At 56.8% G+C, this 23717-nt stretch carries 13 protein-coding genes; 11 read left to right on the top strand and 2 right to left on the bottom strand.

What is annotated here, in order from left to right; genetic code table 11:
- Nucleotides 1-16: 16 nt before the first annotated feature.
- The 11 genes from BCS37_RS09905 (at nucleotide 17) to BCS37_RS09855 (ending at nucleotide 21559) form a co-directional block, all read left to right on the top strand.
- Nucleotides 17-3949 (top strand): glycosyltransferase, encoded by a 3933-nt coding sequence (locus BCS37_RS09905; RefSeq protein WP_069181275.1) that lies wholly within the window; start codon nucleotides 17-19, stop codon nucleotides 3947-3949.
- Nucleotides 3946-5421: a tetratricopeptide repeat-containing glycosyltransferase family 2 protein gene (locus BCS37_RS09900; RefSeq protein WP_069181274.1), complete on the top strand. Its 1476-nt coding sequence runs from the start codon at nucleotides 3946-3948 to the stop codon at nucleotides 5419-5421. The genes BCS37_RS09905 and BCS37_RS09900 overlap by 4 nt, the downstream gene beginning before the upstream one ends.
- Entirely contained in the window at nucleotides 5418-8654 is a 3237-nt protein-coding gene (locus BCS37_RS09895) for an O-linked N-acetylglucosamine transferase, SPINDLY family protein (RefSeq protein ID WP_069181273.1), read from the top strand. The genes BCS37_RS09900 and BCS37_RS09895 overlap by 4 nt, the downstream gene beginning before the upstream one ends.
- Nucleotides 8651-11377 (top strand): O-linked N-acetylglucosamine transferase, SPINDLY family protein, encoded by a 2727-nt coding sequence (locus BCS37_RS09890; RefSeq protein WP_069181272.1) that lies wholly within the window; start codon nucleotides 8651-8653, stop codon nucleotides 11375-11377. The genes BCS37_RS09895 and BCS37_RS09890 overlap by 4 nt, the downstream gene beginning before the upstream one ends.
- Nucleotides 11328-12821: an O-linked N-acetylglucosamine transferase, SPINDLY family protein gene (locus tag BCS37_RS09885; RefSeq protein WP_237142703.1), complete on the top strand. Its 1494-nt coding sequence runs from the start codon at nucleotides 11328-11330 to the stop codon at nucleotides 12819-12821. Before BCS37_RS09890 ends, BCS37_RS09885 begins: the two co-directional genes overlap by 50 nt.
- Nucleotides 12808-13674, top strand: a complete 867-nt coding sequence (locus BCS37_RS09880) for a tetratricopeptide repeat protein (protein ID WP_069181271.1) — start codon at nucleotides 12808-12810, stop codon at nucleotides 13672-13674. Before BCS37_RS09885 ends, BCS37_RS09880 begins: the two co-directional genes overlap by 14 nt.
- Nucleotides 13671-16403 (top strand): glycosyltransferase, encoded by a 2733-nt coding sequence (locus BCS37_RS09875; RefSeq protein WP_069181270.1) that lies wholly within the window; start codon nucleotides 13671-13673, stop codon nucleotides 16401-16403. Before BCS37_RS09880 ends, BCS37_RS09875 begins: the two co-directional genes overlap by 4 nt.
- A 136-nt stretch (nucleotides 16404-16539) precedes the next feature.
- Nucleotides 16540-16740 (top strand): cold shock domain-containing protein, encoded by a 201-nt coding sequence (locus BCS37_RS09870; RefSeq protein WP_006304954.1) that lies wholly within the window; start codon nucleotides 16540-16542, stop codon nucleotides 16738-16740.
- A 193-nt stretch (nucleotides 16741-16933) separates the two neighbouring features.
- The gene (gene hpf / locus BCS37_RS09865) at nucleotides 16934-17479 is read left to right on the top strand and encodes a ribosome hibernation-promoting factor, HPF/YfiA family (protein WP_069181269.1); all 546 of its coding nucleotides are present in this window, start codon (nucleotides 16934-16936) and stop codon (nucleotides 17477-17479) included.
- Nucleotides 17480-17581: 102 nt separating this feature from the next.
- A complete protein-coding gene (locus BCS37_RS09860) occupies nucleotides 17582-18874 on the top strand; it encodes a PepSY-associated TM helix domain-containing protein (protein ID WP_069181268.1) in 1293 nt (430 codons plus the stop codon).
- 18 nt (nucleotides 18875-18892) lie between these two features.
- Nucleotides 18893-21559, top strand: a complete 2667-nt coding sequence (locus BCS37_RS09855) for a calcium-translocating P-type ATPase, PMCA-type (RefSeq protein ID WP_069181267.1) — start codon at nucleotides 18893-18895, stop codon at nucleotides 21557-21559.
- A gap of 54 nt (nucleotides 21560-21613) precedes the next feature.
- Here BCS37_RS09855 and BCS37_RS09850 read toward each other — a convergent pair whose 3' ends face one another.
- Together BCS37_RS09850 and BCS37_RS09845 are read right to left on the bottom strand one after the other, a co-directional pair.
- Entirely contained in the window at nucleotides 21614-22504 is an 891-nt protein-coding gene (locus BCS37_RS09850; protein WP_069181266.1) for a radical SAM protein, read from the bottom strand.
- A 92-nt stretch (nucleotides 22505-22596) separates the two neighbouring features.
- A complete protein-coding gene (locus BCS37_RS09845) occupies nucleotides 22597-23364 on the bottom strand; it encodes a DeoR/GlpR family DNA-binding transcription regulator (RefSeq protein WP_069181587.1) in 768 nt (255 codons plus the stop codon).
- Between the last annotated feature and the right edge of the window lie 353 nt (nucleotides 23365-23717).

Here is a 23717-nt window from a genome sequence, read left to right as displayed (position 1 = left end):
GGAAAGGATGTGCCACATGAAGATCTCTGCCTGCTATATTGTCAAGGACGAAGTGAACGAGCTTTGCCGATCACTTGCGTCTGTTCGGGAAACTGTGGATGAGATCATTGTCGTTTCTACGGCCGGAAGCACCGCTGTAGCCGATGCGGCGTCAGAGTTTCATGCACACCTTTATGATTTTCCATGGAAGAATGATTTCTCTCAGGCACGTAATTATGCACTCAAACAATGCAGGGGTGATTTTGTCATTTTTTTGGATGCCGACGAATATTTCTTTCATCCTGAGCAATTACGGGATGGAATTGAAGCGGCAATCCATGAAAATAAAGACGTCGATATTATTATGATTTCACTCTGCAATTTTATGACAGAGAATTCCATGAAGGATGCAATGCGTATGTGGAGTCCGCGGATTTTGCGAATGCCCGGACTTCACTACGAAGGGATGATCCATGAGCAGGCGGTCCGGGACGATGGGGGGAAGCGGGTGCTTGTCTATGGGGATGCACGCCTTGATGCGGGGCATACCGGATATCTGCAGAAGCGTGGGGCAGAGAAGATACGGCGCAATATCGCCATGCTTGAGCATGACGCTGAGATGCATGGACGAACAGCGATGCATGCCTTTTATCTGGCAGACTGTTACTTCGGACTGAAGGATTATGCAAAGACGCTCATGCTGTCCAAGGAGGCTCTGCAGGGGGATATTGCCTTCACCGACGAAGAGAGCAAGATCTGGCACCAGATGATTGAGTCCATGCGTGCCCTTCATTATTCAGATGAGGAGATGCTTATATTTGCTGATGAGGCAATAGAAAAATTCCCGTATCTGCCGGACTTCTATGCCCAGCGCGGCATGATTCTCTGTGGGCTCGTGCGTTATCATGAGGCAGCAGAATCCTTTGAGGAGGCCTTGCGTCACTATAAGGATGATTTTTCTTCCGCGCATGACTCCTCGTTCTTTAACGATGCTGTTGCAGCCTTTGCGGCAGAACGCCTTTCATTGCTTTATCAGGAACTTGGAGAGCCTGCAAGGGCACAGTTTTGGATGGAAAAACACAGAGCATATATGGGGGGGCATATGGGGGAGAGGATAAAAGACAACGTGCGCATTACGGCATGCTATATTGTGCGCGATGACGCTGCTCACCTGAAAAAATCGATCGAAAGTCTTAGGTCGCAGGTGGATGAGCTTATTGTTTTGGATACAGGCTCGCAGGATGATACGGTGCACGTAGCGGAGGCGTATGGAGCTGCGGTGTATCATTGGGCGTGGCAGGATGATTTTGCGGCGGCACGGAATGCAGCTCTTGCCCATGTGACGGGAGATTGGATTATTTTTATCGATGCGGATGAATATTTTTCTCTCGAGACACGAGATCATTTACGTGCGGTTATTGAGGAAGCAGACCACACAGGCGGTGAAGTACTTCTCATACCGTGGCATAATATCGACGAGACAACCGGAGAGACACTGCTGGACTCCTATGCACCGCGTATCTTTCGCCGACGCGAGGGACGGCATTACGTCGGGCGTATTCATGAAGAGTTGAGAAATGCGGACGATACGGTGCCGTCGATTCGAATGATTGCTGCATCCCTGCTGTCTCTCGTGCATACAGGATATTCTGCCCTGCTGACACGTGAAAAGGGGGAGCGAAATCTGCGCATTCTCCTCGAAGAAGTGAAACAGGGCAATATGCCGGATCGCTGCTGGCGTTATCTCGCTGAGACCTATGATAATCTGGGCGATGAACACATGGCAGAACACTATGCACTTCTCGACATTGGGATGGGGCGCCGCAGTGTTGTATATGCCAGCCGTTCCTATCGGATTCTCCTGCGTATCTATGGTATGCAGCCTCTGCTCAGAGAAAAGTACCTTGCTGTGGCCGAGCAGGCCGCGCACGAATTTCCGGAATTGCCGGAGATGCATGCTGAGTATGCCGAGGCACTTGCCGCCTTCCATCGTTACGCAGAGGCAATTGAGGCGGCAGCGACGGCACTCCGGATACAGCCGTCGGAGTCGGGAACGGAGCAGTCTGTCTTTACGGCGGAGATGCACGAGGCCCTCTGCCGCCGCATGGAGATCTGGCGGCGCATCGCTGCACATGCAGAAGAGATGCGCATTGCCGCATGTGTCTTTGTGCGTGATGATGTGCGGGATATGGAATGCTGGCTGTCGAATACAGCGGTCTACGCGAATGAACGGATTGTCGTCGATACGGGATCGACGGATGGGACGCGTGTGCTTGCCGAGAAGGCGGGAACGAAGCTCATTGATTTTACATGGAAAGATGACTTCGCCGCCGCACGGAATGCTGCAATCGGGGCGGCAAGCGGTGATTGGGCTGTCATCCTCGATGCAGATGAGTCGTTCTTTGAGCCGAGTGAAGTGCGTGCCTATCTTTCCATGGTGGATGTGATCCTGCCGCATGTGGATGCCGTACTCCTGCCGATTGTGCACATAGATGAGGATGCGGGCAGCCGTGAAATGGGGCGTGCGCCGCATGTCCGACTCCTGCGCATGGGGCGCGGGCTTTTCTATGAGGGTCGGGTGCACGAGGCATTGCGCAAGACGGACGGAGAACCCGTTCTCTATCATGAAGCAGCGGCACTTGCGGTTCGCCACGTGGGCTATTCATCGGGACGTATCCGCGCGAAACATGAGCGAAATCTTGCATTGATGGAGCGGCGCGTAGAGGAGAGCGGGCTTCAGCCCGGAGACTGCCGCTATCTTGCCGATACCTATTACGGTCTTGGGAAATATGCGGCGGCGCTGATTTATGCGCGTGCCGCATTGGAGGAGTCTGTGAGTTCTGTTGGCGCACAGAGCCATCTCCATCAGCTCCTGCTTGATGCAATGGAGAAGGAAAATGTTCCGCTTGCACAGCAAGTGGAAGCTGCGCGTGCAGCGTGTCAAGAATTCCAGCAGCTGCCGGACTTCTATGGACGGCTTGGCCTGCTGCTTGCGGCATGTGGTGATGGAGAGGCCCTGTCCGCACTGACGCGTGCGTTGGAACTCTATGAGAGTCCTGCAGATACGGCAGGCGAGGCATCCGAATTTCCTGTGTGGGCAGGCGCAGTATCTGCCGCGCGTGCCCGCCTCCTGATGGAGATGGGGCATGCGTCTGCGGCAGAGGAGGAGCTTGCCCGCGCCTTTGCGCTTGATACAGCCCGCGAGGAGGCTCTGGATGTCTATGTGGAGCTGCACGCCTCCGAGGATATGGGGACCGTTCTGAGCGGCTTGCGTGAAATGCTCGGCAGCGATGCGGGGACACTTTCCTATCTTGCTCGTTTTGCGGACAGCTACGGTTGGTTGGAACTCGCTGCAGCGGCGCGTGCCGTGCTCTCGCAGGAGATCGGACAGGCTGTACCGATACCGGAGATCTACACGAAGATGCAGAGCCTAACTGCAGAGGAATTTGGGGAGCAGGTTGTCGGCACATTGGCCGAATATGCGCGAGAGATACCGGAGGTTCTTCTGCGTCTAGAGCGAGAGCGCCATGCGGAGAGCATCCATCTCTATCAGCGTCTGCGTGGGGTGCTCCCGCGTGCGATGCAGATCCTTTGGCGCCATTATGATGAGCCGGATGCTGCTCCGCTGCCGGATACCATAGACGGCTACCGTACAGTGCGTGAGGCGTTTATTCATCATTCAAATGCAGAACAGGCAGAGCGATTCCTGCGCATATCTGCTGATTATGGAACAGAACATCTGCTCGCTGCGGCAGAGGATTTTGCTGCAGCGGAGCGTTGGAAGGGGGCATTTCTCGGATGGCAGTTCCTCTCTGCCGCAGAGGGAGAGACACCGGATACACTCTATGGGATGGCGCTTGCCGCACTGCATCTTGGTGCGCGTGCGGAGGCGCAGGAATATCTCGCGCATGCGCTTTCCCTTGCCCCCGCGCATCGAAAGTCAAAGGAATTGATGGAGTTGGTACGATGAGGATATCAGCCTGTGTCATTACGAAGAATGAGGCAGAAAATCTGCCGCGCTGGCTCGTGTCGATGCGCACCTTTGCCGATGAGATGATCGTCGTCGATACGGGGTCGACGGATGCGACGGTGGAGATTGCGCGTGCAGGCGGTGCACGAGTCTGCCATTTCGACTGGATCAATGACTTTGCGGCGGCAAAGAATTTTGCACTCGATCAGGCGAAGGGCGACTGGGTTGTCTTTACGGATGCGGACGAGTATTTCACGGAGGAGAGCGTACCGCGCGTGCGGCCGCTGATCGAGGAATACGCAGGACGGGAGACGTTCGACGGCTTTATTGTTCACCTTGTCAATATCGACATGGATACGGGGGCGCTGCTCGGCACATCGGCAGAGGTGCAGCGCATCTTCCGCCGTGCACCGCACATCCGCTTTGTGGGGAGCATCCACGAGCATGTGGAGAATCTCAGCGGCGACCCGGCGCGCGAAATGGCGATGGCACCGGGGCTCGTGCTCTATCATACGGGCTATTCGCCGCGCATCATCAAAGAGAAGTCCAAACGCGATCTGGCCCTGCTGCTTGCACGACGTGCGCGCGGAGAGTATCGAAAGCTCGATGAATATCATCTGATGGATTGCTACTATACGTTGGAGGACTATACGCAGGCGGCGCATTATGCACGACTGGCGCGGGACAGCGCGGATCGTCCGGTAGGCTCTGAGGATCGCCCGCATGCGGTTCTGCTTCAATCCCTTATCCTCGCAGGGGCAGAGGAAGCAGAGATTACGGAAGCATATGAGACGGCACGAAAAGCTCTTCCCGAGAAAGCGGATTTTCCCCTGATTTACGGAACCTATGCGTGGGAGGCAGGATATTACGCACGGGCACGCGAAGCGTATACGGACGGAATTCGTCTGCACGAGGAATACTATCAGGAGGGCGATTACTCCGGGGTTCTTGCGCCGAGTGTCTACATGCGGCTTGGCGAGACGGAAGAACTTACAGGGAATACGGATGGGGCGGCGGCACTCTATGAGCGTGCACTGCGGCTGCGTCCGCACTACGCACCAGCCCTTGCTCGGTTCGCACGCCTTCTCAGGGCGGCGGGAGCGGATGATGCGGCTGTGATCGAGGCGCTGAACGCACATTACGATGAAACTGCGGACGCGGCGTTTCTCGCATCTGTGCTGGCGGGCATCTTTCCGCGCGCGGGCCTCTACTATGATCGGCGTGCGAAGGTGAAGTTCTCCGAGCGGCGGCGATTCCTGCTCGCGGGGGATGTGTGTTCTGCAGCAGCATCGCTGGTTGAGGATATGGAACGCACGGCGGCAGCTGCAGCAGCATATGGGAGGGGCTTTGCACCCGCACAGCAGGGCGCGCTTGCTCTCCTCCTGCCGGATTCCTGCAGAGAGATCTCTGCCGCACCCGAGGCAGTGCGTATGCTGCGCCGCATTGGACGTCTTGCGAGAGGAATGGAATGAGGATGGACAGACTTGAGGCGCTGCGCGATGATATTTTCGCGGCGCTTTCATGCGGAGACGAGACGGGGGCGCGCAAGGGAATCAAGCGCCTGCGCAGACGTGAGCCTGTCGAGGCGGCGGGGCTTTTGACGGCACTTCACATCGAGGCGGGGCGTGCGCGCGAGGCTCTTGCGGCATGGCGGAAATGCGGGAAATACGCGCCCCATGATCCCTATACAATCTTCCTGCGTGCGCGCATTCATCTCCTGGAGGGGGAGCGTTCCGCCGCGCTGGACCTGCTCACGCCGCTCCTCGACGCGGAGATGATGCCCGCCGTTGCAGAGAAGGTCTACAATCTTGCGGGACAGTGTGCACGATTCCTCGGACGAGCCGCCGATGCAGTACGATTCTATGAGCGGGCGCGCGATGCTGCGCCGAATCTCGCACTGCGTGCGCTCAACGCGAGCAATGTGCTCTTTAACCGCCACTATCTGCCGGCCACATGTGCAGAGGATAGGAGGGCGGCAGAGGAATACGGTGCGCTCTTTGTGGATGTGTGCCCGTTTGACCATGCCGCGCATCGCAGGGGAAAGCGACTGCAGGTTGGATATCTCTCACCCGATGTCAGGGAGCACGTTGTGCTCTCCTTTTCGTATGCTCTGATGACGGCGCTCGATCCCGCACGCTTTGCGGTGACGGTCTATGCACTGAATGCAGAGGACGAATATACCGAGAGGGTGAAGCAGTCCGTCGATCATTTTCGCAGCCTTTCCGGCCTTTCGCCAGAGGAAGCCGCGCATGAGATCTATCGTGACGGCATCGACATCCTTGTTGATCTCGCAGGGCACACGGCGGGCAGTACGCTGCCGATTCTCGCCTATCGTCCCGCGCCTGTGCAGATCTCGGGGATTGGCTATTTTGCATCGACCGGACTGAAAACGGTGGACTACTTCCTTGCCGATCCCGTTCTTGCGGCAGGGGATGCGGAGGATGGATTTACGGAGGAGCTGCTTGTTCTTCCTCAGACGCATTTCTGCTGGCAGCCGCTGCATGAGACTCCTGCCCCTGAGCATCCGCCTGCAGCGGGACGCCCCACCGTCTTTGGCAGTTTTAACAATTTCACCAAGCTGAGTGATGATGTCCTTGCTGCATGGGCAGAGATCCTGCGCCGCGTGCCGGAGAGCCGTCTCTTTCTAAAGACGGATGTCTTTTCATATGCGGATGCCAGTGCAGAGGCGATGCACCGCCTTGCGGAGGCGGGCATTCCGTGCGCGCGCGTCGATACGGAGGGGGCGTCACGGGACTATCTCGCCGCGTACAATCACGTGGATATTGCGCTCGACCCGTTCCCATACCCCGGCGGCGGAACAACCTGCGACGCGCTCTACATGGGTGTGCCCGTTGTGACGCTTGCGGGGGAGAGCCTCGGCAGCCGCTTCGGCGCATCCCTTGCGGAGAACATCGGAGCGGGGGCACTTGTCGCGCGGACGATAGAGGAATACGTGGACCGCGCGGTCTCTCTGGCAAATGATCCCGCGCTGCTCGATGCGCTGCATACGGGGCTGCGGCAGATGATGGAACGTTCCCCCGTCATGGATGCAGCTGCTTATGGTGCGGCAGCGGGGGCAGCCTATGACGCAGTCTGGACGGCATACACAGAGCACTGCGATCCGTTAAAGTCTCTCTCCGTTCGTGACGATAGTATGAGTATGGATGTAAAGACGCTGAAAGACCGTATTTTTGCGGCCCTTGCAGCGGAGCATTATGCCGAAGCGCAGGAATGCGCAGAGCGCGCCTTTGCCGCAGGCATGCAGGATGATATGCTGCGCTATCTTCATGCCTATGCCGTGGAGCGGCAGGGCGATCTGCTGCGCGCCATGAGACTGGCAGAGGAATATCTGGCAGCGGGGCGCAGCGAGCTTCGTCATGAGTTCATGCGGCTGCGTGCTGCTGTCGCCTATCGCATGGGCGATGTGCGGGCGGCAGAGTTCTATCAGCGTGCCTATGAGGAGGAGCCGTCCGATACGGGGCTCTACAGTTCGTTTCTGCTTGCACAGAATGCACAGATTGTGGACTCGGATGAGTTGTTTCGTGCGCACTGTGCATACGATGCACTCCTTGCGGATGTCCCGCGCTACACGTACTCTGTGCCCTGCCGCCGTCAGAAGATTCGTGTCGGCTATATCTCGCCGGATTTTCGCCACAATGTCATGCAGCATTTTGTGCAGCCGCTGCTGACAGGATATGACCGTGCACGTTTCGAGGTCTATGCCTATAGTACGGCAGAGGAGCCGGATGAGGTAACGGCGGCGCTGCGCTCCCATGTGACTGTGTGGCGCGATCTGGGCGCGGCTGTACCAGAGGACATCGCTGCACGCATTCACGCGGATGCGGTCGATATTCTCGTTGATCTTGCAGGGCATGCGGCAGGCGGAGCTCTGCCCGTACTCGCACGGCGGCCTGCGCCCATACAGATGATGGGGCTCGGCTATACGGCGACATCGGGTCTGAGTACCGTGGATTACTTCCTGACGGATGCAGCGTGTGACCCCGTCGGGGGGGCGAGTGAGGCGTATTTTACGGAGAAATTGATTCGGCTGCCGAGTCAGTTCGTCTATGTGCCGCGTGCGGGGCTTTCGGTTTCGACGGGGGCACCTGTAAAGAGGAGCGGATACATCCTTTTTGGCGTATTCAATCAGTATCGCAAGTTCACCGATGAGATGCTTCTGCTCTGGCGGGAGATTCTGGAACGGGTGCCGCAGGCACAGCTTCTGCTGAAGTCCCAGATTTTCTTTGCGCCGGCAATGGCGGAGGAGGCGCGGGCACGGCTCACGCGTCTTGGGTTTGACCTCGCACGCGTGATTTTGGAACCTGCGACAACGGACTATATGGAGCGCTATCTCGATGTGGATATTGCGCTCGATACGTATCCGTGGCCGGGCGGAGGAACGACCTGCGACGCCCTCTATATGGGCGTTCCCGTGGTGACCATGTATGCTGCGCGGCGCAGTACGCGGTTTTCCTATGCGCTGCTGACGCACGTGGGATTGGACGAATGCGCTGTGCAGACACCGGAGGACTATGCTGCGTGTGCCGTCGCCCTTGCGCATGACACGGACAGGCTCGATCAGCTGCACAAGAGGCTGCGCGGGAAGATGGAGAAGTCGTCAGTCATGGATCAGACGGGGTATATGCGTGCGTTGGAACGCGCATATGAAGATGTGCTGCATTTGGATGCAGAGGAGAGACGATGAAGAAAAAAAAGACAAAACACAAACATTCTGCAAAGCAGAAGCCGTGTCATCGAAAAATTCGGCTCGGCTACCTCTCCTCGGACTTCGGGGAGGGGCCCATGCGGGATCTGCTCCCTTCGTTTTTCTCCGCCTATAATAAACTGCGCTTCGAGATCTATGCCTACCACACGGGAACGGGGGGAGATTCCGCTCCCTTTGCGAAGGAGGCAACGCTGCGGGAGGTTGGGGATGCTGCCCCCGAAGATGCGGCACGGCTCATCCGCAGAGACGAGATTGATCTGCTGATAGACCTTTCGCTTCGAACGCCGGATGAGCAGAACCGTGCCATTATGCAGCTGTGTCCTGCTCCGCATATTGTCTCACTTGCTGCGGACTGTCCGCAGGAGCTTGCGATGAGTCTGCCGACGGTCGAGGGATCAGAGCTCTTTCCCTATTGTTATACTCCGCTTGATCCTGCAGCTGACTATACCTACCGCACGCCCCTGCTCGATAGGGAAGTGCCCACGATCGGTGTGAGCGGAACGCTGCGTGAGGATGGTGCTGCGGCACTTCTGCAGATGCTTTCGGCGCTCCTGCTGCGGATGCGTGTCGTTCGTCTGATCATCCCCGCGGCGATTTCTGAGGGCTTTTCGGAGGAGGACTTCGCGCGGATTGCGGAGGTGGGGACAGCGGAATCCTCGCTCGAACTTGTGGATGATCTCCCCTATGGTGAAATTGACCTCGTGCTCGGCGTTCATGTGGATCTTCCGGATGTCTGCCGAGCGGCAGAACACGGGGTCCCCCTTCTTACAGCAGAATCTCTTGTCGATGATCGCTATGCCAATACGCTGATGATACGATTGGGGATGCCCGCTGTGCAGTGCGTCGAGGATGTGGCTGTACAGGCATGCGCACTCTCTCTCGACGTTCCGCGTCTCTCGGAACTGCATGAACTTCTGCATTGGCGGCTCTTTGATATATTTGACATCGGCGCGATCAGATTTTCTGTGGAGAGAGCCTATGATCGCGTGCTTGCGCAGAGAGTGGAGCAGACCGCAGAAAAACTTGCTGTACAGTTGTCTCGTGCCGCTGACGCACAGGACTGGGATACGGTTTTGCGTACGGCACATGCACTGGATGGCTTGGAACAGCTTACTCTGGAGCAGCGCATGAGTCTTGCATGGGCATATTTCTTCAGCAATGCGCTGACACAAGCGGGACAATGGGCTCTTGCTGCCGAGGGAGTTCCACGTGAACGCGAGGGGGCACGACTCTACCTCTCTGTTGTCAGTGCTGCGCCGCCTGGGACAAGTATGGAGATCTATGAGCGGGCGCAGCGTGGGCTCGCGTTGATCGAAAACGGACTTCCTGTGGTGGCAGACGTTCATGCCTCTTTGCTCAAGATGTGTGCGGATCATGGTACCTTTGCCCGTGATTCAGAAATCGCATCGGCGTATGCAATGGCGTATTCTCGGAAGACGCCGGATATCTATATGCGGCGCTGTTACTATGGCGCAGGCCTTTTTAAACTCAATGCTGTGAATGTTCCCGCACGAGAGGTCTATCAAAAGAGTCTGCACTATGAGGAGTTTTTTGCAGAAGTGCAGCCCTATTCTCACGAAGGGCGGCACAGGAAAGAAAAGCTGCGCATTGGCTACATTTCTGGGGACTTTCGGCAACATGTCATGCAGTATTTTATTTGGCCTTTTCTGGCAGGATTTGACCAAGACGCCTTTGAGGTCTATGTTTATAGTCTCGGCAAGCATGATCAATACTCGGATTTCTTTCAAACGCTCGTTACTCGATGGAGGGATCTTTCGGATTACTCGCGTGATATGGAGCGTGTTGCACAGGAGATCTATGCGGATGAGGTTGATATCCTCTTCGATCTCGCGGGGCATACGGCGGACTCCGGACTTGCCGCTCTTGCATGGAAACCTGCCCCTGTTCAGATATCGGGGCTTGGCTATATGGCGACGACGGGACTGTCCGCAGTGGACTACTTCGTGACGGATCATTACTGTGACCCGGAGGGCAGCGGCAGCGAAGCCGTATATGTTGAAAAATTACTGCGCCTGACGAGTCAGTTCTGTTATAATGGTTATACAAGTCTGCCTGCATCGGAGGGGACGCCGGCTCGTGCAAAAGGCTATATTCAGTTTGCGTCATTCAATCAGTACGCAAAACTGCAGGATGATGTGCTCCTGGCATGGCGTGCAATCATGGAACGCGTGCCCAATGCACGGCTCTTGTTGAAAAACAGTGCTTATCAATTGCGTGGGATCACCTCTATGGCGCATGAGCGTCTGCAGCGGTTAGGCTTTGATATGAGCCGCGTACAGTTCGAGAGGGCGACGGCGGATTATATGCTGCGCTATCTCGATGTGGATATTGCACTTGACACCTTTCCGTGGCCGGGCGGCGGGACAAGCTGTGATGCCCTCTATATGGGCGTTCCTGTTGTGTCGTACTATACGGATCGCCACAGCACGCGATTTACGTACAGCCTGCTCGCAAATATGGGACTTGCAGAGCTTGCCTCAGATCGGTTGGAGAACTATGTCGAGACTGCGGTGGCCCTTGCGGGGGATATCGATCTGCTCGATGTCCTGCACAGGGAGCTGCGCCCTCGAATGAAGGAATCGCCCGTCATGGATCAGGAGCGCTATATTCGTGAGATGGAGGAATGCTATCGTGCGATCTGGGCAGAGTGGGAAGCGCGGCAAGGATTCGTTCGAACGTGAATTTGAGCGTGTGAAGAGAACTGTCAAGGCGGGATGGTTAGAGGAGGCTTTTCAGCTTCTGCAGGAAATGGAGCAGAAGTCTTTGTTCCCTATGGATCGGTGCTATGAACTGTATGAGCTCATGGGACAGCTGCTCTACTGGCTTGCCGATCTGAGAGAAGCATTGCCGTATCTGCGCAAGGCATGGGAATACCCGCGTGCAGATCATTCAGCACGGTTGGCGGCATTGAGCAATTATCTCATGTACCTCCACTATGTCGAGGGGGTGACGGCTGAGGAAATGCGTGCGGTACATGCGGCGTATGCGGACGTGCTTGGAGCGTTGCCGCAGTTCTCCCACAGGAAGAGGAAGCGGGAAAAACTCAGGATCGGCTATCTGTCGCCGAATCTCACGGATCATATTGTGCTGAACTTTGCGATACAGCTTTTCTCGGCCTATGATCGTACGCGTTTTGAGGTGTGTCTTTACGATATTGGCGGACAGCATTCGGAGGTCACGGACTGGGTGGCCGGGATGGCGGATCGCTATGTCGATCTGTCGAAATCTCCGCCGCAAAAAGCGGCGGAGCGTATCTATGCAGATGAGACGGACATCCTCTTTGATCTTGCGGGGCATTCGACAGGCGGAAAGACCTTGCAGGTTGCGGCATACAAGCCTGCTCCTGTCCAGCTTTCGGGCATCGGCTACTTCAATACGACGGGGCTTCCCGCGATGGACTACTTCCTCGGCGATCCCTTTGTCGATCCGCCGGAGATGGACGGACTGTTTGTGGAACGTATCCTGCGTCTGCCGCAGACGCATCTCTGCTTCACGCCGTCGGAACGCTTTCAGCCGTATGAGAATCTGAAGCGCACACCGCACGATCCGATCGTATTCGGGAGCTTCAACAACTTTGCGAAGATCACGGATGAGATGCTGGTGCTTTGGGGAGAGATACTGCGGGCCGTACCAAATGCACGGCTTCTGATCAAGAATGTCCATCCATGCAAAGATACATTGGAGTGGATGCGGCAGCGTGCGGAACGTGCGGGAATCGATTTCGCGCGTCTCGAACTGCGCCCCGGTTCGAAGGACTATCTGAGTGACTATCTGGATGTGGATATTATCCTCGATACCTTCCCCTATCAGGGGGGCGGTACGACATGTGAGGCGTTCTTTATGGGGCTGCCTGTTGTAACACTCGCGGGCAGGCGGCATGGAGCACGCTTTGGGGTAAGCCTTCTCCGCAATATGGGGCTCGGAGAACTCGTATCGGAGAGCCCTGAGGCATATGTGGAACGTGCCGTGGGGCTTGCCTCTGATCCAGAGCTTTTGGCGGCGCTGCACGCGGCGATTCCACGTATGATGCGCGCATCTCCTCTAATGGATGGACAGGGCTATGTTCGCGCGATGGAGGCGGCATATGAGATGATTTGGGAGCGATACCTCAATGAAGAAGTGTAAGCAACGCCGTGCTGAGCGTACACGCAGAAGGCGTGCGCGGCGGCAAGAAAAACGACATGCGAAAGGGACGATGACAATGGCGGAGAAAAAGATGGTAACGGTTGAGCAGATTCGTAGACATATGGAGAAGAAGGAGTACGCAGGGGTTATCAATTCCTTTGCCGATATGCTTGCGCAGGGGAACCCGCCCGAGGAGTGCTTCGGGGATGTTGCGCGCGCCTATTTTGAGCTCGGGGACTATACACGTGCGGCAAGCTGGGTGACGAATGCACTCGCAAAGGATGCGGCTAATGTGGAGGTACGTATTCTTTTGGCGCGGATCTGTCAGCGTGAGAAGCGTTCCGATGATGCACTGAAGCTTTGTGAGAACATCCTCCGTGTGCATGGGGATATTCTTTCTGATGAGCAGCGCAAGGAGATCAGCCGCCTTGCTGGACTCGATGCCCGCCTCGCTCCGGAGAAGACCCGTACGGAATATCCGTACCTCGCGGCACTCGTGGGACTTGCAGCAGCACCCGTGCAGGAATCCCCTGCCGCAGCTCCTGCTGCACAGCCCGCCCGTGCAGCTGTGGATGCTGAGAAGCAGGCAGAGATGATCCTCGCACAGGCAATCCGTCCCGTGGAGAAGGTAGAGGCACTCAATGCCTTCGCGGGCGCGGCATATGCAGCGAATGACTATGCGGGTGCAAAGGTACTCCTTATGGCAGCATTGCGCCTTGACCCCGGCTGTGACATGACGCTGAAGAATGCGGCACTCCTCCTGCATGACATGGGAGAAGCGAATAAGGCACTCCAGATGGCGGCAAAGATGCGGCAGACGGATTTCCTGCTGCTGCGAGCCCTGAAGGCATGAGCGCGCTTACAATCATCCTTAGCGAGACGGAGGAGGGGGCGTATCTGCGCGAAACGGCGGCGGAGGCGCTCTCCGCCGCTTCTGTCTGCGGCATTGATGTGGAACTGGTGGTTGTTTCGCAGCACTCCGAGACGGTGCTGCAGTGCCTTGCAGATGTGCCGTGTCGTGTTCTCGCCCACGAGGAGAAAAACCTCGCTGCATGGAACAACAGCGGTGCCGAAGGTGCATCGGGAGAGCTGCTCCTTTTTCTGCAGGAGGGAATTATTCTTACGCCGCGGGGTCTGCAAAAAATGGTGGAGACGCTTCTGCTTGATACTACAATTGCGGCCGTTGGACCATTTTCAAACAGAACAACGTTTTCTTGGCAGTATCTGAATGCGGAGAAGATGGCGGCGGAGGGCATAAATGTGGCGGGCTGGGTGCAGGAGCACTTATGCAGCCCGACGGAGAGCCTGTTCCTTGAGTACATTGCCTTGCTCGTGCGCCGTTCCGCTTTTCAGCAGGTGAGAGGTTTCGATGCAGCGTTCGCGGGCGGCGGCGCCGATCTTGATCTTTCGTTCCGCCTCAAATACGATGGGTTCCACCTCCTGCGTGCCCCCGTTTACTTTGTGCATAGAGGGGCAGAGAACTGTGACCTCTACGATCTTACACGCTCTGAGGCACGTCCTCTTCTGTTGGAGCGCTGGGGGGTTGATCTCGGCGTGCCCGAAACGATCCTGCAGGAGTCCCTGAGCGATATTGCATGGACACATGATCTGTCCCTCATCCGCGCCAGCGCTCGCTCGGCACTGCTGCAAACGCCGCTCGTCAGCATTTTGATCCCAACGTACAATCGTCCGGAATATTTCCGTGAGACACTTGAAAGCGCTCTGTCACAGACCTACCCCAATATCGAGGTCATTGTCTGTGACAACTCTGCGGATGACCGAACGGAAGAGTTGATGCGGGCCTATCAGAGCGACATGCGCGTACGCTATGTGCGGAATAAAAGTGCACGCAGCAAAGAAGAGAACTTTATGCCGTTTGAGCATCTAGCGCAGGGGGAGCTTCTCCAGTGGTGCATGGACGATGATGTCCTCCTGCCGGATAAAATCACGCTGATGGTCGATTCTTTTCTCTCTGAGCCGTCTGCTGCACTCGTCACATCCGTGCGCGGAGTCATCGACGGAAACGGAACCTTCTTAGGACAGTGGGGAGAGGCACCGCCTATTTACGGAATGTATGGATGTTTTTCCGGCACTCTTCTCGGGCATGCAATGCTTATGGCTTGTACCAACTTTTTGGGGGAACCCTCTGCAGTACTCTTTCGGCGGTGTGATCTAACGCACCACTATTGGCGTGCAGAGTCACGCGGCTATAAGACACTGTCGGATTGTGCCATGTGGCTTGAGCTGCTTGAAAAGGGCGATGCGGTCATTTTTGCCAGGCCGCTCAGTCTGCTTCGTGTGCATGGAGGACAGGAGGGGCAGCTGCCGGATTCGTTTGTGCGCGGAGCCATTGAATGGCGCCGTCTCATCGAGGAGTATTGGAAGCGGCGTGTGTTTTTGACGAAAAAGAAAGATTATCGCTCAGCACTGAGTCGGCTGCAGGAAGGCTGCAAGGCACGCGTTGACCCTCTGCTTCCACAGGTGTCCCCTGCTCTGCGCCGTGAGTATGAAACGGGAGAAGCGCCGTTCCATATTGTCATGATGAACCGTGTGGAGGAGTGTACGCCAATCCGTCTGGATGCACCTCTTCAGCAGCTCCGCGCACGAGGCCTTGTCTCTGTAAGCGGATGCATGCAGCGAGGGGACGAAGCAATCGAGCTGGATGAGGTCGGCGATCTGCATGACAGCATCATCCTATTGGATCGCGTAGTGATCCGGTCTGCGGCATGGATTTGCGATCTCTTGGCGAAGCATGCGGCAGATGGCAATATCTTGCTCCAAGAACTTGACGATCATCCGCTGATCACAGCACAGATCAAGGGGGATGATTATTTTTGTTTCCGTGCTGTTTCTGCCGTACAGACCTCGACAAGGTATCTGGCGGAGTTCCTGCGGGAGTTTAACCCGCATATCTATCTCTTTGAGAATCAGCTTGCGGAGCTGCCGGAGCACCGCACATATGATGCGGCGCAGGATCGTGTGACGATCTTCTTCGGTGCGCTGAATCGCCGAGAGGACTGGGAACCGCTGATGCCCGCAATCAACGAGATGATTCGGCAGTACGGTGACCGGCTGCACTTCCGTGTGGTTTCGGATCACGGCTTCTATCAGGCGCTCGAAACGGAGGCGAAGGAGTTTACGGGCGGTGCGCACGATGGATATATCGTTGCTCCGTATGAGCAGTATACGGCGGCACTGCACGCCTCGGACATTGCGCTTCTGCCGCTCCGCGATACGGAGTTCAACCGTGCCAAATCCGATCTGAAGTTCATCGAGTCGGCAGGGCACGGCGCGGCGGTGCTTGCATCGCCTACGGTCTATGCGGGCACGGTGCGCGAAGGTGAGACGGGGCTGATCTATCATAGTCCGAAGGAGTTTGCAGAGAAGCTCGATCTCCTCATTCAGCGCGCCGACCTTCGGCGCACGCTCGCGGAGAATGCCTACCGCTATGTGGCGGAGCATCGTCTGCTCGAGCAGCATATAGATGACTACATCGCCGCTTATCGTGAGATGTTCGAGCGGCGGGAGGAGCTTGAGCGCGAACGCCTCCAACGGGTTGAAAAATTTTTCCCGCAGCTCTGACAAATGTTTTCCTGTCGTTTGATGATAGACTATTGACAGTACCAGATACGGCTCTTATAATTAAGGAAGCATACGTGCGAGACTGGAGAAATACTGCTTGCGGCAGGGTTTCTCTATCAGTGAAAGGAGAGCCGACATGACGGGCAAAGTGAAATGGTTCAGCGCGGATAAGGGATATGGATTTATCTCCCGCGAGGACGGTGACGATGTATTCGTACACTTTTCCTCGATCCAGGGCGAGGGGTATAAGACGCTCAGCGAGGGTCAGGAAGTCGAATTCGACATCGTCGAGGGAGCACGCGGTCCCCAGGCGGACAACGTGGTCAAGAAGGAATAACGACATAGGTTTGAAAAGCCCGGCTTACACAGCGGGCTTTTTCATTTGCGCATCGCATCAGAAGTTGACAGGAAAATCAGAATTTAAGGAAATCACTATTCTTTTTGCAGGTATTTTTCCCCGCATGTCGAAATACTATAGATAAAAGGGGGAGCAGAAAAATGCTCCCGTGGATAGAAAGGGGCTGTGTTTCATGGCTGCATTCACGATTCGGGGAAAGAATGTCGAGGTTACACCGGCGCTGCGCGACTACGTGGAGAAGCGGGTCGGCAAGATTACAAAGTACTTCGAGAATGTCGGCGAGATCTCGGTACTGCTCTCGGTGGAGGGGAAACATCACAAGGTAGAGGTTACGGCTCCCATCGTGCGCGGCGTGCTGCTGCGCGGCGAGGAGCGTTCGGAGGATATGTACAGCTCCATCGATCTCGTGATCGAGAAGCTGGAGCGCCAGATTCGCAAGCAGAAGACGAAACTCGAGCGTCGTTTCCGTCACGGCGGGTTCAAGGCGGAGGCGGTTGAGACCTTCACTCAGCCCGTGCCGGAGGAGGATGATGTCTTCCCCGTCGTCAAGACAAAGCGCTTTGCCCTGCAGCCGATGGATGTGCAGGAGGCAATCATGCAGATGAATCTGCTGAATCATCATTTCTTCGTATTCCGCAACGCGGAGACGGAGGAGGTCAATGTGGTTTACGGACGAAATGATGGAAAGTATGCCCTGATCGAGGTCGAAGAGGGCTGATTTAGGAGATTGGGGGACGGTTGCGCATTTTCGGTGCGCAGCCGTCCTCTTTTGTGTTATGATAGGGGACGGTAACATTTGCGTATGGAATCGGGGCAATCAATGCGAAAAATCTATGTTATTCATCAGTGGGTGAGTCTGATCTGCGCACTCTTTTTGCTGCTGCTGACGCTGACGGGGCTGCCGCTGCTCTTTCGCGGGGAGATCAACGCGTGGAACACGCTGAATCTGCCGCCGCGCGGGGAGCCTATGGCTCTGCGTGAGATCTGGGCGGGTCTGCCGCAGGGGACAGAAGCCGTGATGCAGGCGTTCCCGACAAAGGAGATTCTGGCGGTCACACCGGATGGAGAGGACGGGACACTCTACTTTCTCGTCAAGGATCGCGGCGGAAAGGCCGGGCGCTCCCATATGCGCATGGGCGGAGAGCAGATCATGTACGAGGTGCGCACGGGTACGGTCTTCAACCGACAGGAGCGTGTCTACCGTTCCGAGGCGGTGCAGGAGTTCATGCACACAATGCACATTCTGCACGTCCGGCTGGGGCTGGAGGAGGGCGGCCGCGACTTTCTCGCCGCGATGTGCGTGCTCTCCGTGATCTCTATCGTGAGCGGTGTTTATCTCTATCTGCCGATGATGAAAACGCTCGCTTTTGGCACACGGCGGAGGCGGAGCAGCCGACTGTTCTGGTCGGACTGGCATAAGCTCACGTCAGTCTTTGCGGGCACATGGGCTGCCATCATGTGCGTGAGCGGCGTTTTTATCGTTCTTTACTCCGTCGGCATGCGGGACTATCAGCGCACGGCGCAGGAGCTTGCGGCAGAGCATTTTGCAGCAGAGGCGCAGCGTGCGGAGCGGATTCTGCCCGAGGATGCCCTTGTGCGGATAGAGGAGGCGTTTCCCGGAAAGGATGTCATTTCCATGCGGCTGCCCACGGCACATCAGGATTTCTATCAGTTCCAGATCGCAGAACCGACGGTACGCGCGACGGATTTTGCACTGGGGACGCAGGTCTATCTCGCCGCGGGCGGCGGAGAGCCGCTCCTTGTGTCCGTACCTGCATGGCTGACGATGGCGCCGTTCTTTTTGAATCTGCACATCCACAACCATGAGCTGACGGCGGAAAAAGTATTCTGGGCACTGCTCATCCTCATGACGGCGGCGATGATCGTCACGGGAATTGTACTCTGGCTGACGCGCTGGCAGAGCCGCATCTCCAAAGCTGTGGAGGCTGCGGCGAAGAGACGGACCAATGCTGCATGGGAGGAACCCGCACGTATCGCTGTGCTCACCTTGATCGTATTGATTGCACCGATGTATGGCAGTCTCGGGGATGGGATTGCTCTCGCCGTCAGTGCCTATCTCGTCTATTACTTTGTTCGTGCAGTGCGTGGCTGAGGGGAAAGGGGAACATTCTTGAAATTTACGGGACTGACATCGGCGGAGGCGGAGGCGTCGCGTCTGAAATATGGTGCGAACACGATTCCGGAGCCTGCGTGGACGACGTTCGGGCAGGCGTTCATGGAGACGTTTCGCGATCCGATGATCCGCATCCTGCTCGTCATGGTCGCGCTCATGATTGCCATGTATTTTGCAGGACATGCGGAGATCTATGAGCCGGTGGGGACGATCGTGACCGTCATTATCGTCGCAACGGTGACGGCGCGGACGAATGTCGCGAGCGATACGGAGTACCGCGCCCTGCGTGCACGTACGGCAAAGGACACGGCGAAGGTCTGTCGCGACGGCGGGCTGGTCGTTCTGCCCGTGGATGAGATTGTGGTCGGCGATCATGTCATCTTGCAGGGCGGCAACAAGATTCCTGCGGACGGAATGCTGGTCGCGGGAGAACTCCGCGTGAATAATACGGCACTCAACGGGGAGACGGAGGAGTGTCCGAAGACACCCGCAGACAGCCATTATGTATTTCCCGCCGAGATTACGGGCGACACCTTCGTGGACGATGCGACCCTCTTTCGCGGGAGCGTGGTCTTTGACGGCGAGGGCGTGATGGAGGTGCGCCGCGTCGGCATGCAGACGATGATGGGGCGGATGACGGCGGAGATGCAGGCGCGTGAGCCGGACTCCCCCCTGCAGGTGAAGCTCGCGAAGCTCGCCGATCAGATCTCGGCGTTCGGCTATCTCTCGGGGCTTGTCATCATTTCGCTCTACATGATGTTCTTTGCCCTGCGTGCGGGCGGCCTGGAGGCATATGTCATGCTCGGGTGGAGTCAGATTCTCGTGGATCTGATTCAGGCAGTCTCGCTCGCGATCCTCATCATCGTCTGCGCCGTGCCCGAGGGGCTGCCGCTCATGATCTCGCTCGTGCTGATGCAGAATACGAGCCGGATGCTCGCACGCGGTGTCCTCGTGCGCCGCGCGGTCGGTATCGAGACGGCGGGGTCGCTGAACATTCTCTTCAGTGACAAGACAGGCACGATCACGGGCGGACAGCTTGAGGTGGTGGACTTCTTTACGGCGGATGGAAAGGTTCTCGGCACGCTCACGGAGCATCCTGTGCTCCATGAGAAGCTGAAACTCGCGATCGGCATGAACTCTGCCGCCATGTATGACGAGGCGGGTGCGGTGGTCGGCGGAAATCCGACTGATCAGGCGGTCATGCGCTTCCTCGGTGCAGAGACATACCGTGTGATGCAGACCAATGAAAACTACCGCGTGGGGCATCGCCAGACATTTAACTCCACCAATAAATTCAGTCAGGCGGAGCTGCCCGCACGCGGCACGGTCGTCTACAAGGGGGCACCCGAGGCGCTGCTGGCACGCGCGAAATACGCGCTTGCGCCGGATGGGGCGATCGTTCCCTTTGATGCAGATGCGCTGAACGAAAAAATAAACGCCTATGCCGCGCGTGCGATGCGCGTCTTGGCGTTCGGGTATTCAGAGCAACCCTTTCAAAAGAATGCAGTCAATACGGATGTCGTGCTCATCGGATTTGCCGCGATCCGCGACGATGTGCGTCCCGAGGCGCGCGAGGCAATCACGGAGGTGCAGGCGGCAGGCGTGCAGGTCGTCATGGTGACGGGCGACCGCCGCGAGACCGCCGTTGCGATTGCACGCGACGCGGGGCTGCTGCGTGCGGACAGCGACCTCGTGCTCACAAGCAACGATCTCGCACAGATGACGGACGAGGAGGTGCAGCGCGTCCTGCCGCAGCTGCGCGTCATTGCACGCGCACTGCCGACGGACAAGTCGCGCATCGTGCGTCTCTCGCAGAAGATGAACCTCGTCGTCGGTATGACGGGCGATGGTGTGAACGACTCACCGGCACTCCGCCGCGCCGATGTCGGCTTTGCCATGGGCAGCGGGACGGAGGCGGCGCGCGATGCGGGGGACATCGTCATCCTTGACGACAATTTCCGCTCGATCAAGGACGCGATTCTCTACGGGCGCACGATCTACAACAACATTCTGAAGTTCTGCCGCTTCCAGCTCGTCATCAACATTGCGGCGGTTGTCGTGAGTGCCATTGCTCCGTTCTTTGGCATCATCGAGCCGCTGCGCGTGACGCATCTCCTCTTTATCAACCTCGTCATGGACAGCCTCGGTGCGATCATGCTCGGCAACGAGCCGGCGCACGAGAGCTATATGCGCGAGAAGCCGCGCCGCCGCGACGCGAGCATCATCAGCCCCACGATGAGCGTGCAGATTGTCTGCATGGGGACGTGGCTTGTCCTCATCAGCTTCTTCTTTCTCACCGATGCACGTATTGCTGCGTGTTTCGATGGAAAGGCGGAGCACTATACGGCGTATTTTCTGCTTTTCGTGCTTGCTTCCCTCATGAACGGCTTCAACGTGCGCTCCACGGGCTTCGGCATCTTCCGCGGGCTCGGCGAGAACATCGGCTTTGTCAGGGTATGGGCGATGATCGTCCTCATCATGGCGGCAATTATCAATGCGCCTTATCTCCCGCACGATGTCGGGCTGTGGATCGGCGGCATGTTCAGCACAACGCCGATTCATGCGGGCGGCTGGGTACTCGTATTTCTCCTCGCGGCGACCATGATCCCTGCGGACCTGCTCAGGAAAGCGGTTTGGAAGGGGATTGTGTGGGGGAGGACGTAAAATACTTAGTTTGATTGAGGGCATTACACTGCTACATTATAATATCGAATCCAATCACTCAAAGTCCGGCACATACTGCGCCCCCACCGCCTCCGCTCCCTGCACATAGACGTGCTCCATCCCGAGATCACGCGCCGCCGCAACCACGCTCTCATACTCAAACGTCGTGAGCCGTCGATGGAGCGGCGGAAACTCGGCCGCTCGGTAGAGCGGTGTATACTGCCGCATCAGACTCAGCTGAATCGCATCACCGAACGTCTCCCACAGCTGCCGCACAAGAGCAATGCTCTCGTGCCGATGCCCCGGCAGAACGAGATGGCGCACGAGCACACCGCGTATGAGCTGTCCGTCCGCGGCAAACTGTACCGCACCCACCTGCGCGACCATCGCCGTGAGTGCTGCCCATGCCGCTGTTGCGTAATCGGGCGCACACGAATAGAGCCGTCCGCTCTCCTCTGCTGCATACTTCAGATCGGGCAGATAGATGTCGACAGCGCCTGCAAGGCGCTCGATGTTCTCGACTGTCTCATAGCCGCTCGTGTTCCAGACCACGGGGAGACTCAGCCCTTGTGTCCGTGCGATTTGGAGCGCTGCGAGAATCTGCGGTGTATAGTGCGTCGGTGTTACGAGATCGAGCGTAGCCGCGCCCTCCCGCTCAAGGGAAAGGAAACGTGCGGCAAGCGCATCCTCGTCTATCTCCGTGCCGCTGCCCTCATGACTGATCGCATGGTTCTGGCAGTAAATGCAGCGCAGGGTGCAGTGTGCGAAGAATACTGCGCCCGCGCCATGCGTGCCGACCAGACACGGCTCTTCCCATGTGTGCAGCATCGTGCGTGCAACGCGTACCGTACGGCCCGCACCGCAGAATCCGCGTGCGCCCGCATTCCGATTCACGCCGCAGCGACGTGGGCAGAGCGTGCAGTGATTCAATTCTTCCACACACATTCCCCCTTCTTCTATATTTTCGCACAAGAAAACCGAGACGGCAAGAGCCGCCTCGGTTTTTGCATTCTGAATGCGATACGATATTGTAATATTTACGGCAGTACGATCTCGATGCCCAGCTCTGCCGCCGCCGCGCGGATGTCCGAAGGTGGTTCCGTATCCGTCACGAGCCCTGCGAGTGCATTGAGCGGGGTGAAGTCATAGTTGCCGTCCGTCGAGAGCTTGCGCGCCTCCGCCACAACATAGGCACGTTTGCTGCGCGCAATGATCCGCGCCTTGTTCAGCCCGTCGTCGATGTCATAGGTAGACACGCTGTTGCCCTTGACATCCACGCCAACCGCGCCGACAAACGCGATATCGGGCTTGAGCCTGCCGATGAAGTCCTGCGTCATGCCGCCCCAGAATCCATCGCGTCCACGATTGATCTGTCCGCCTGCAAAGATCAGCTCAATGCGCGGATTGCGTGCGAGCACGCCGAGCACATCGACCATGTTTGTCACAACGGTCAGGTCACGGTCGCTCTTCATGAGGAGCTCGGCGATTGCGAGATTGCTCGTCGACACATCGAGAAAGACCATGTCCTTATCCTGGATGAGGGAGACGGCTGCCTGCGCAATGCGGCGCTTTGCCTCGACATCCATGTGACGGTGACGGCTGACCTCGATCATGTGAACGCTCTGCGTCAGTTTCACGGCGCCGCCATAGGTGCGTTTCAGCCGACCCTGTCGTTCGAGCGAGCCCAGATCCTTGCGGATACAGTCCTCGGTGACCTTGAATTTGGCGCTGAGCTCTTTGACTTTGACCTTACCGTCACGCTCCACCATACGGACGATGAGCTCTTGGCGCTCCTCCAGAAACATGATATTCACTCCCTTTACGCAGATGAAATTGACAATGCTCACATATCTGCGGTCAATGAGCCGTCCATCCTTTTTTTCAGTGTACCTCAAAATAGATAAAATAGCAAGACAATTTTATCTATTGAAGCAAATTTATAAGAGTGAATTCATTACGTATATTCTATTATAATAGACAATATCCTTTTTCTGAGCCGATTAAATTGTAATTATAGGCAAATAAAATGAGAAACTGCACATAGTTGCCCGCGCAATACGTCGGAAGATACCCGATTTCATGCAGTATCCGACCTGTATACGCAAAGGACGGCTATGAACAGTCTCTCAAAAAATTTTTTAGGGAAATATTGATAAAT

Origin of the sequence: Selenomonas sp. oral taxon 920 (assembly GCF_001717585.1) — a bacterium.
Lineage (GTDB): Bacteria > Bacillota > Negativicutes > Selenomonadales > Selenomonadaceae > Centipeda.
This window is presented reverse-complemented; position numbering and strand designations above follow the sequence as displayed.